The following is a 12,451-nucleotide window of genomic DNA, read 5'->3' as shown; positions in this document are numbered from 1 at the left end:
TTATAGTTCCAGGTAATCTTCCTTCACTTTATTTAGTACGGCACCAATACATTTATCGCCCAGGTCCTGGAGGAAGGCAATAGATTCCTTATCGGTCTGTTTCAGTACTGCGTGGGAGGAGAACACCGCGATAACACCCTGTACATAGTTGACAAGTTCTTTACTATCGGTGTAATCATTCAGCGGCGCACCTTCCAGCAGGATGAAATCGTAGTATGCTGACAGTTCAGGCAGGTAATTCAACAGGTGGTTTTCCGGGAGAATTTCCGACGGCGTATAGTCGCCACCTTTACATCCGATAACTTCCACGCCTTCTGAAGGGTAGAGGGTAACAATGTCACGGATCTTGTCGATACTGAATTGTTCGCGGGGGATAGAAAAGGTCTCCAGCGTAGGCTTTGCGTCCAGCTGTACGGTAAGGTCGTTGTTACAGAAGTTGGTGTCGATGATCAGCACCTTCTTATTGCTCAGACTAAGGCTATAGGCGAGCGCCTGGGTGAGCGTTGTTTTTCCCTGCTGGGCTTCTGTACTGGTAAACAGGAAGATTTGTTTACCGCTATGTTCCACTTCGTAGCGTAATTTCCTGAGCAGTTCCCGGAAAGTATTCTGCCGTTGTTTTTTATCTGCGGAGTTGCCGGAATCTTTTTTCTGGAGGATATTAAGAATAGAATACCTGCGAAGATCTGTCTGATTAATAGAGCTGATCAGCTTCAGGGCCACGCTTCTTTCAAAGATAGACGGTGATTTCAGCGAAGTGTCAATGAATTCCAGGAAAAGAATGGCCAGTGTTGTCAGGAAGAAAACGGAGATGCCGGAGAGTCCCATTACCACCAGTCTTTTAGACGATTCCGGTTTGATGGCCGGTTGTCCGATAAGGCTTTGTTTAAACCCATCCTGTGGGGCAGAGCGGTTATCAATGGCAGCGTTGAGTTTTTCCTTCAGTTTATTATAATCTTCCTGGGCCATGGTTACCTCTTGCTGTAAAGAGCCTACCGTGGCTTCTTTGCTGGCATAGGAGCCGAGTGTGCCACGGAGAGAGGCAATCCTGGATTCCAGGTTTGCAATGTTCATATTGGTGGCTTTGATCTGTGCCTGCAGACTACCTTTTTTCTGTTGTAGTTCATCGGCATTGGTAACATTTTTACCGGAAGTAACAGTCATCTGTTCCACTTTAGACTGAAGCTGGCTACGCAGGCCTTTGATCTTTGCTTCCAGTGCTTCGTCTGTAGACCCGGTTTTAACATAGTCTTCATTCAGGTCAGTGATCTGCCGTTTTAGAGAAATAATATCACCGTTGGCGCTGGTATTATAGACTGTTTTGCCACCTGCGGCCATAGACAACTGGTTGTTGATATTATCCAGCGAAGCCTGAAGGGTGTTCATGTTGGAGCGTTCGTCGAAGAGTGTTTTTTCGAATCCTTTGATCTGTTGCAGTTCGGAGCCGCTGGCAGCGTCTACGTTGAGGAGTTTTTCGGATGCCTTGTAGGAGCGGAGCGCTTCAACTTTGGTGTCCAGTTCTTTCTTTTTCTGCTCTACCAGGGCAGCGAAAGTTTCAACGTTTTCAACGGTTTGCTCGCTGCGCTGACTTCTGTAATAGCGGATAAATTCGGCATACAGCTTATTAACGATATAGGCAGAGAGTTCGGGGTGTTCTGAACGGAAGGTAAGGTCGATATAATCGGTACGGTTCATACGTGCCGCGATGAGTTGCCCTTTGAGGGATTCGTAATCGTAGCCGTATATTTTCAGTACTTCCTGTAATTCCCTTTCGTCCGGGCGGTATGCGCTGAGCATTTGCATGGAGTCATGCTTCTGCTGGCAGAGCATTAATAATTTCTGTTTGTCGGCATTTTTGTAAGCGGGGTTATTTAGCTGCGCTTCCTTTAAGATGCGAAATGCATTGTTACGATTACCGCCCATATCATGTAGCAGCAGGTCATAAGACAACAGGGAGATAACAATTGGGGAAGTGATGGTGGTAATTAAGCTTTCAAATTTCTGATCTACCTCAAACATATTTACGTGATCATCGCGAAGACGTATCTGGTCGGTATAGGTAAGACCAGTGGCCATCTGCGCGGAGGAAACGTAGAGTTTCGGTTTGTTCATGGTAAAGAAGAAAGCTGCTACCACAGCAAGAATAGAGCTGATGATGATCAGCCATTTTTTTTTCAGTAGTGCCTTCAGAAAATAGATTACGTCCATAATAGTTTGACTTTACTCATTCATTTATCCGGCAAAAAGAGATACCGTTGTTACAGCATCTCTTTTTACCGGGATTGAATGATTTATTTTATTGTTTGATCGCGCGTATGACGGTCGACTTACGCTGATCATCGGTTAACCTGATGAGGTAATATCCTGGTACAGTTATTTTACCTCCTGTGTATACTCTGAGTGTTGAGCTTCCTTCCGGTACGTTAGACAGCATTTCTCTGTACATGAGGTGACCGGTCAGGTCAAATATTTCCATGTAAACAGTAGAACTGCGTTTCATGGTCATATTGATATTGATCTGTTCACCGAATGGATTCGGGAAGGCTGTTACATTACTGAATACATCGGAAGCATTTGTTGCTGCTGATTTAGTGATAGCATCCGGACTATAGGCTACCACATTCTGGTTCAGCGTTTGGAGAGAACCAGGTATTGATGGCAGTAAAGTTGGTGAGTAACCCTGAATTACCAGTGCACCCATTAATCCGAATAATGCCTGCGGTCCTGTTTCTACATCCAGTTTAATTTCACCGTTCTGGTCTGGCACTACATTGTAGATCGTAGCTGTGGCTTTGGTATTCTGGTTCGCGTTGAGCCAGGTTACCTGTTTGCCGTTGGCGATGAACCTGGTATCTGCAGGGTTGTTGTCTGCCGCGCTGTTGAAGACGGTCAGGTTATAAGCCAGTCCCTGGCTCAGCCCTGTTATCTTCATCGATGCTCTGGCACCTGCGAAGAGTACGAAGTCTTCTGCCAGCACTGCATCTGGATATACACCGCTGTTATTACCTGTATTCATACCTGCAAGGCCGTATACACCGGTAAAGTTCTGGGTGATGTTGATGCCTATTCCTGTAGGGTTACCATTGTCATCTCTCAGGTTGCTGATCAGGTTGCCCAGCGATGGACGTTTGAGCGTATTGTTCCATGGTGCCGGTGCAACGGATGTTTCACCGAAGTTGACATAAACATTTAACGCATAGGTAGTAGTAGTGGCAGTAGCGCTGAAATCGCTGTAAGTGGTGCCTTTTGCTGCCCTGATGTGATAGATGTATTGCGTATTTGGCTGTACGTTGGTGTCTGTAAAGGTGGTCACATTTGCACCCGGACTGGTCAGCAACTGGTCAACTCCGCCGCTGCCGGTTTTCCTGTAGATCTGGAAGCCGGTTTCATTGTAGCTGCGGTCTGCCCAGGTCAGCGTTACTGATTTGCTGTCGTTTGCAATGGCGCGCAGACTTCCAGGGCTCATCACAGCTACCGTTGGAGAATAGGCTTCTACTACGATGGCGTTCAGGCGGGCTACCACTGCACTGTTTGATTTGCTGATGCTGATGGTTACCTGACCGTTAGACGGTGTAATATTATTTACCTGTACGGTTTTAGCGATGTTGTAGGCCGCATTGGATGTCACGGTATTACCATTAATAGTAAAGATGGTAGTGGCATCGAATCCGAAGCTCTGGCTGTTGAAGAATACGAAGTTATACCGGAGGGTATTGTCCAGACCACCAATTACTATCGTTTGAGTACCTGTGTTGAGATACCAGCCTTTGTAGAGAACAGTATCCGGGTAGACGCCCACGTTTTGACCTGTATTCATACCCTTATAATCTGTCCAGCCATCCCATCCGGTTTGAAGCAGTAAGGACATGCCGTTGGCCACATTGTTTTCATCTACCACAGCAGGGGTATTAGGAATACCAATACCATTATTGACAGAAGGATAACCAGGAATGTTATTCCAAGGAGCAGGCGCTGGTTTATCTGCCGACATGTTGAAGAATGTCCGGGTGGTATTACGGTCAGAAACAAACAGCTGGAATGATTTGCTGCTGCTGCCGCCGAAATTATCGTTTGCTGTTATCGTGATGGTATAGGAACCGGTATTATCAGCCGTAGGGGCGAAGTTTAATACGCCGGTACCATTACCGTTATCCGTAAAGGTGCCGAAGGAAGGCAGGCCTGCAACAGCCAGTGTCAGTTGTTTGCCCGGATCAGAGGTAGCACTTACGTTTACGGACTGTGTTGCCAGTGATTTCATCTTCACATCAGCAATATTTGCCAGCACAGGTTTTTTGTTTGGCAGGGAAATGCTGATAATATTTGAGAAGAGAGAACCACCTGCATCATTATATGCACGTACTTTATAGTAGTATTTATGGTTACCCAATGCAGTAGTATCACTATAGCTGGTGGCATCCTGCGGAGCGGTGTCCAGCAAAGTGAAGGTAATACTGTCGTTGCTACGGAAGATCTGGTACTTTAACTCATTATAAGCCACATCAACCCATTGCAGCACGGCAGTATCGTTCACTACCTGACCGGTCAGGTTTTTAGGTGCAGCTGGTGCGTTACCGTCATCGAAGAAGTAATCCAGTTCCACAGAACTGATATAACCGATTGAAGACCATGACGGACGGTAGGCGTATGCGGTGATGGTTCCATCAGCGTTTGCTTTGAGGTTCGTCAGGTTGGCCAGTTTTGTGGTGTTGTTGAACTCATTGATCGAATCCAGCTGGTTACCCGCTTTGAAATAGGTGACGTCAGTAGGCTTATTACCATCCCAGACACTTCCGGCGTAGAATCGGATATTATATTGTTTTACAGTATCCAGGCCGGTGAAAACAACCGGAATGGTATCAGGTATACCAAACAGGCCCATGTATAGATAATCTTTCATTACAGCATCCGGTACTACGCCGCTGTTATTGCCAGTGGTTGGACCTACAGCAACAATACCCATATATGGAGTGATGAAATTAATACCCATGGATGTTACTTCACCTTTATCATTTTTCAGATTAGGGTTCTGTGCGTTCAGGAAGGTCATGTTCCATGGAGCAGGAGAGGCGCCCAGGTTGGTGACGTCCAGGAATATTTTTCCGCTTGGATTTACTTTGTTCACTACCAGGTTGAAGGTCTGGTAATCGGTACCACCTTTATTATCGGTGATCTGCACTTTCACGGTATAGGTTCCTGCATCTGTAAAGCCAGGATGAATGGTAGCGGTACAGTTCAGCCCATTTCCATTCAGGGTGATGAAGGAAGGCATGTTGACGCCTGTCCAGGTGTAGGTATCACCTGCGTCTTTATCGGTGGCATGAAGCGTTAGCTGCTGGGTGCCGCCTTCATTCAGGGTTACCGGCGCTATACTATCCAATACCGGCGGGTAGTTGCTGTTGACAATAAGATTAAAGCGTGTAGTGTCGCTGGCACCGTAAGTATCGGTTACGATTACCGCCAGGTTGAGGTAAGCACCCATCTGAGTAGAATCCACGGCTACATTGAGGTAAGGGCCGTTAGGACCGTTTACCAGGGTAATGAATGCAGGCATGTTTCTGAAGGAGTAGGAAAGCTGGTCTCCATCCGGGTCAGAAGCACTGATCGGAATCTGGATCGGATTATCGTACCGGATCGTTCTGCTGGCGATTGGAACGATAACCGGTGGATTATTAGGCGTTGTTGCATTGGCCGTGTTAGACCATGCGGAAGGCCCGGTGATATTAACTGCACGGATCTGATAGTAGTAGGTAGAGTTGGAGAATACACTGGAATCAAGGTAGGTACCTTGTCCGCCTGAATTGGCAACAGTATCCAGTGTAGCCAGGAATTTAAAGTTGCTGTTATTATTTATAGAACGATACAGTTCAAATTTATCTTCGTTGTTGGCATTATCCTTCCAGGTCAGCTTTACATTTTTTCCGCTGTTGGTGGCTGTCAGCTGCGATGGTGCAGCCGGAGCAGCAGGTAACGGAGCGGTATAGGTAGTGTTGAGACGGAAGGTTTGGTTATACAGTGCTGTAACTTCTGTGTCTACCAGTGCCTGATCAAAAATCATCACATTATCGATCAAACCTTTGAAGGAGGTGATACTGCTGTTGTCATTGAAGGCATTGTTAGTTGCTGAAGTGCCGCTGTAGGTGCCAAGTAATGCATTTTCAGTAGCAGCACCAATTGTATTGCTGGTGAAGCCACTGTTAGTACCAGTGGCACTGGTTGCCAGTGAATTGTTTACATATAATTTCAATCTGTTGCTGCCGCCTTTTCCATATACGAGTACCACATGGACCCAGTTGTTAGCCGTGAGCGCCTGAGTAGAGGTTGTCACAAAAATCCTGGTTCCGGAGGCGGCAATTGCACCTTCCACTTTGTTGCCATTCAACCGGATACCCATACCATTTGTAGCGTTACCGATATCCAGCACATATTGTTTACCGGAAACAGCTGTTGGCTTGATCCACATGGAAATAGTGCGTGCACTGATCGTATCCCGGAGCAAACCATTGGCAGTGGTATTGCCGATAGTAACATTGGAAGATGTAGCACCGGTAAAGCTCGCAGATTGGCTGCCGCCTACACCGTCAGCAGACCATGTGACACCGCTGGCAGTTCCATTGATACCGAAGTAGCTGCTGTCTGCTGCATTGCCGTTGAGTTTATACCATGCCCTTAAAGGGTAGCTGTTAAGCTGTGATGAAGTTCCGTTGACGTTTACTGCAGCCACACGGTAGTAGTAAGGAGTGGCAGGAGCTACACTGTTATCCGTAAAGGAAGTAGCTGCCGCTGCGGTTCTGCCTACAATACTGAAGTTATTACTGTTCTGGGTAGAGGTACGGTATACTTCAAACCCGGTTTCGTCGGTACTGTTGTCCTTCCAGTTGATGGTAACACTTTTATAGCCATTGGCAACTGCACCAATGTTGGTAGGTGCTGCAGATACGCTTCCTACAGGAATGGAGTCTATGAAGTACGAAGAATCTATATTAGTAAAGCTACCGATATTGATGGCAGAACTCTTCCATAGCAACTTCATTTCCTGTCCACCACCTGCCTGGAAAAATACTAACGTAAACGGATATATGCCTGCTGTTAGGCTCATGGAAGAACTGGATACCTGGGTGCTTCCGTGAAGTCCGTCGTTGTTAATGGTAGCAGTTCCGCTATAGTTATACCCAATGTTGAAGAAGAACTTACTTCCGTCATCTGAGCTGGTCTGAAAAGTATAAGTACCAGCCTTAGGAATTCTGATATAGCCTGTCCAGCGCATGGCATAGTTCACCGTGCTCGGCGCTACTCCAAGGTCAATGCCGGCACTGGAACCCGAGAGATCTGGTGTGAGGGTGCCATAGTCCGGCAGTTTGGAAATTGTACTTGGCATGACATAATAATCCCATCTGAGTCCGCTGATTTTGGCAGTAACACTGATTTGTGCACTTGGTACGGAGCTGTTCCCTGCGATATCTCTGGCGATCACATAAATGCTGTATTGCTGATTGGCAGTAAGGCCAAATAATACGGCGTTTCGTGTAGCCGAATCAGTAGTATATGTCTTAACGCCATTTACATATACATCATAACCGGCAATACCTACATCATCTGTTGAGGCATTCCATGCAATAGGGATGGTAGTTGGCCTGGTGGCGCCGTTTACCCGGAGGTTGGTAGGGGCTGTCGGCGGGTTGGTATCTGCAACCGTAGATCCTTTTACCTCTGCTGAAACAGGACCGGCGGCATTATTATTCACCGGACGGACAACATAATAATAGTAGGTATTTGGTACCAGGCCATTATCCATGTAGGTGGTTGTATCTGCAGGAACTTTGGCGACCAGCGTATAAGGTCCGCCAGATGCTGTTCCACGGTATACTTCAAAGAAGGTTTCGTTGTATTGCGGATTGTCTTTCTGTATCCAGTCGAGGCGGAGCTGAGTTTTGGATACAGGCGTTGCCGTTAGTGCACGGATACCATCCGGTGCACCAGGGCCGCTGGCATTGATGATATTGAAAGGAGCCGTAGGGTTGCTGGAGCAGCCATAGAGCTCAGTTACAATGGCGGTATAGGCGCCGGAGGTGCTGGTAGTAAACACACTGTCAGTAGATACTACAGTACCGGCGGCATTCATCCATTTATATTGAATGTATCCCTGTGGCAAACGTAATGATACGGTTGTTTTGCCGTCAGGAGCGGGAATTACATTGGAAGCTAATCCTACGGTGGTAATCGGAGGCGTTACAGTAGGTGCTTTTATTTTGATCACCAGCGGTGTTGGCGACCATTCGGACCAGGTAGTACCGCTATCTCTGGATACACGTACGGCATAGGTTCCCAGGGAGGTAACGTTGATCTGGTTACCGGTAGCGGTATCAATCACGACGCCGTTGCGGCTCCATTGATAATTGGTGAAACCTCTGGCAATACCAACGGTAAGGTTGATCGGATCGCCGTCGCAGAATTCGGACCTGCCACCCAACGGCCAAGGCGTCAGTATATGTGCCCTGTTCATTGTAGGGAAGAAATCAGGTTCTGCCCAGGCATGGTACCAGGTATCATGTGCTACGCCCTGATAAAGGGTATAACGGATGTTACCACCTGCATTATTAATAGCATTGTACAACTGTGTACCATCCCACTCGGTAGGGCCACCATCCAATTGTCCCTGGAACAGCCATACCGGTGTAAATTTATATTTGTCTACGACGCCCATTAATCCGGATGCCGCACTACTCATTGGTAATGCAGATGCGACATAGGTAGGGTAGGTGAGCATGAAATCCCAGGTGCCACCACCACCGGAAGAAAGTCCATTATCGATAATACGGTTGAGGTCAACTTTGTTATTGGCGGCCATATAATCGAGGATTTCCTTTACCCTGCTGAATTCCCAGGTAGTCCAGTAACCACTGGCGCTCTGCGGATAGAGGAGGAAACCGTCGAAGGTGCCGGCAGATACGGCATTGGAGAAAATATATCCCCCATGGTATAGTTGGTATTCATTGTCTTGAATAGGACCGGCTTCTCCTTTACCATGGAAGAAAAGAAATACGGGATATTTTTTCCCGTCGGCCACGCCTTTTTTATAAGATTTGGGGAATTGCACACGAAAGGCTAAACCTTTGTATATGTAGGCTTTCAGCGAATCTGAATGCCAGCCATAGGGCATATCGTTATGCCTGTCGGTGCTGATCCATTTTCCGACCTGACCATCCGCTGGCTGGGCTGGGAGTGTACCCGTGTAACGAACAATCGGATCGGTGGGGTCAATGACGCTTTGTGCATTTGCCACTCCAATAAAAAGCAGCATTACACAAAACAATAGTTGTAGAAATTTTTGCATAGCATTCATGTTTATGAACAGGGACAGTGAATTGCGACTGTAACCAAAATTTTATCATGTATGACAACGCATAGCGATGTGAAATACATGACGCACATGAATTTCAGAGGAGATGGCAAAAATTGATGCAGGAATGGACTATAAATCCAATACCAGAGTTGGCTTTAACGAAGGATAAGGTGAATTATAAGAGGTTGTATTACTGGGGTACCTTAGCATGGAAACAATCACTGTTGTGTTGAATTTTCATTGCTGGTATATCCGGTATCGGCCGCTAATTTAGTATGACAACTTTAAATGATACACTTTTTTAGGTAAACGTCCCTTTTTTGTTAGGGAACGTATTAATTGAGCGGTTGAATGTAATCACCTGATTACAACCTGTTACATACTCACTGAACGCTGGGCGCGTTCCCATACGGCCGACTGCTTACCTCGTACATAGCGTGTGAACCCGTTATATACTGCAATATTCATGAATACAAAATAAAATGGTATATAAAAGTATTTGATCTTCATTTCATGTTGCGCCATCAGAAATCCCGTATAGGCGGCACCGTAGAAAAACAACTGTAAGCCGAATAAAATGAAATACGTATAGCCTCCACCGTTAAATACAATAATTAAATTACTGAGCAGCAATAACAGCAGACAAAGCGGCGCCAGCGTCCAGCGGAGTACCCGGTGCGAAACATACTGCCACGTAATCCTGGGGTAACGGAAAATGTTGAGCAGCGCCGCCAGCCGGGCCATAGACTGAAACCCACCTGCAGCGATACGCACTTTCCGCTTATATTCTTCCTGCAATGAAGAAGAAGGTGATTCCATGGCATAAGCCTTCGGCTCATATAATACTTTATAACCGCGTTTGTTGATATTAAAAGAGATGATGAAATCATCCAGGATGGTATCTTCAGGAATAGCATGGTAAAGACTGGTGCGAACAGCCAGCAGTTCACCGGCTGCACCCATTACGCTGTAAAGCTCTGCATCCCACTGTTTCAGCTTCGATTCATATTTCCAGTACATCCCTTCTCCATGGCCTTCTGTGCCACTGTCTTTATTTGCGATTACCTTTTTCTCACCGGCTACCGCACCGGTACTGTCGTGGGCAAAATGCTTTACCAGCTCGCGTACGGCTGCCGGATTCAATAAAGTGTTGGCATCTGAAAAAATTACGACCTCGGTATCAACGGTTGTCATCGCACGGTTGATAGCAGCTGTTTTACCGTTACGCTGCGGCTGAAACAACAGTTCAATGCCTTCGTATTTGCTGATAATGGCATTGGTGTTGTCTGTGCTGCCATCGGTAACAAAAACAATCTTCATTTTATCACGCGGGTAATCCAACTCCAGGGTATTGGCAATCTTCAGGTGAATGAATGCACTCTCATTATAAGCGGCCACCATAAAGGTTACCCGCGGTTCATACGTGCTATCGGTAGCTAAAGGTTTTATAAACAAACGCTTTACCCGCAGTACCAGGTACAGGAGGATACCATAGCCCAGGTAACTGTAAAAGATAATTACCAGGCTAAGCAGACAAATGGCTTTCCAGCTATTCATATTCTATTTACTATCTGAATAAAAAATAAGTTTCCAATGATAACAGCCCGATACACATACCTACCGCAAAACGAAAGAGTTTGGCATAGTTGATCCTGTCGTAGGGCACCAGTACCAGTAACAGAAAAGGTGCTGCCTGTGCCACATACCTGGAGCTGAACAGATGTGTTACTGCGAAGCTGGTGGCCAGCATCAGCATGCCACAGCAGAGTAAAAAGCAAAACACAGGATTTTCCCTGTTCTCCCATAAACGGTAAAGGGAACAGCCGACAAAATAAAAAGCAATCGTACCCAGCAGGGGAGAGATCAGGTAGGGGTATATATCTGACACTGCTGCCGGCAATATACGACCCAGTACTTCACTCATCGGCGCGAAGGTATAATCCAGTACCATCAGGTTCAGTATCAGCAATAATATATAGGTGACACCACAAGATAATAATATGCGTTTGTTAAAAATGAACCAGCGCGGCGCGATAATAATCGTCACCATTGCCCCGTAGGCGAACGATAGTATGCCATGCCATATGCTGAACCCGCCGGTGGCAATAACGGCCTGTTTTGGGGGCATTAAGCCCTTCCAGACGATGAACAGCGGTAGTGCTATCGCTAACGCACAAACGGAGAAGACCAGAAAGACCATCCAGCGCATCCGGCTTTTAGGGCTATCTATTAATATAGCTGCTGCTGCCGGGATCATGATAAGAAAAGGAGATCGCCCTATGATGGCTATTCCGCAGGAGATACCTGCAAAAATTGCAAATAGTATGCTTTTGCTGTTGTTCCGGGGAGATGATTGTACTGCTGTTATAAAGCACCAGGCAGATAACAGGGAGAAGAGGACGGGGGGGATCTCTGTGAGTGCCATACCCGATACCTGCCAGATCATCGGTACGGCTATTATATTAAGGGCTGCCAGCCAGGTATCTGACAAGGGGAGCTGGTAAAGATTGCGGATAATACGTGTAAGCATCCACGTTATAATACCTAAAAATACGGTATTGACTAAACGAATACCTGGTGTCTGCCAGTGTGTTATAAAATATAAAGGATAATGTATGAGCTGATAGAGCGGACCCGGGGCCTGATCATTCATATCAAGCAGGAATTTTCTTGAAAGCCCTTCAGCATCAAATAAATAGAGGTTACGTACGAACAGGGGCTCATCGAACAGGGGGGCCTGGTGATGGAGTATCGTAATCAGCAACAGTAGCAGGTATCCACCGATACCAAGGATAAATAGTAGTCTTCTTTCCATGTACGCGATTCAGGGATTTGGGATTGCAGTTGGCATAACCGTACTCATTTTGGGAGTGTAAAAGTATCAATCAATATCAGTATTTCAAAATGTATGGCTTTATAATATTATTAATGTCAGCATTTAAATTGCACTTACGTTCAAATTTTATGCATTCACCGGAAAAAAAATACTTTTTACCAAAAAAATACTTCGTAAATTATAAAGAAACATAATTTTACGCTCAATCTGAATCGCCTGGTTGTGGCACAATATTTTACAACCTATGACCCTGAGATGCCTCAACGTATCTTTGTAAA

Annotated in this window: 4 protein-coding genes; all 4 read right to left on the bottom strand. The window is 46.1% G+C overall.

Features of this window, described 5'->3' with window-relative positions:
* Positions 1 to 2,205 (bottom strand): hypothetical protein, encoded by a 2,205-nt coding sequence (locus F3J22_RS22850; protein ID WP_167020241.1) that lies wholly within the window; start codon positions 2,203 to 2,205, stop codon positions 1 to 3.
* Between the two features lie 88 nt (positions 2,206 to 2,293).
* Positions 2,294 to 9,328 (bottom strand): fibronectin type III domain-containing protein, encoded by a 7,035-nt coding sequence (locus F3J22_RS22845; protein ID WP_167020240.1) that lies wholly within the window; start codon positions 9,326 to 9,328, stop codon positions 2,294 to 2,296.
* 384 nt (positions 9,329 to 9,712) lie between these two features.
* Positions 9,713 to 10,894: a glycosyltransferase family 2 protein gene (locus F3J22_RS22840; protein ID WP_167020239.1), complete on the bottom strand. Its 1,182-nt coding sequence runs from the start codon at positions 10,892 to 10,894 to the stop codon at positions 9,713 to 9,715.
* A gap of 10 nt (positions 10,895 to 10,904) precedes the next feature.
* A complete protein-coding gene (locus F3J22_RS22835; RefSeq protein ID WP_167020238.1) occupies positions 10,905 to 12,152 on the bottom strand; it encodes a glycosyltransferase family 39 protein in 1,248 nt (415 codons plus the stop codon).
* Positions 12,153 to 12,451 lie beyond the last annotated feature (299 nt).

The sequence above is a fragment of the Chitinophaga sp. Cy-1792 genome (genome assembly GCF_011752935.1).
In the GTDB taxonomy this organism is placed as follows: domain Bacteria; phylum Bacteroidota; class Bacteroidia; order Chitinophagales; family Chitinophagaceae; genus Chitinophaga.
The sequence above is the reverse complement of the archived record's forward strand: the minus strand, read 5'-3'. Positions and strand labels throughout refer to the sequence as shown.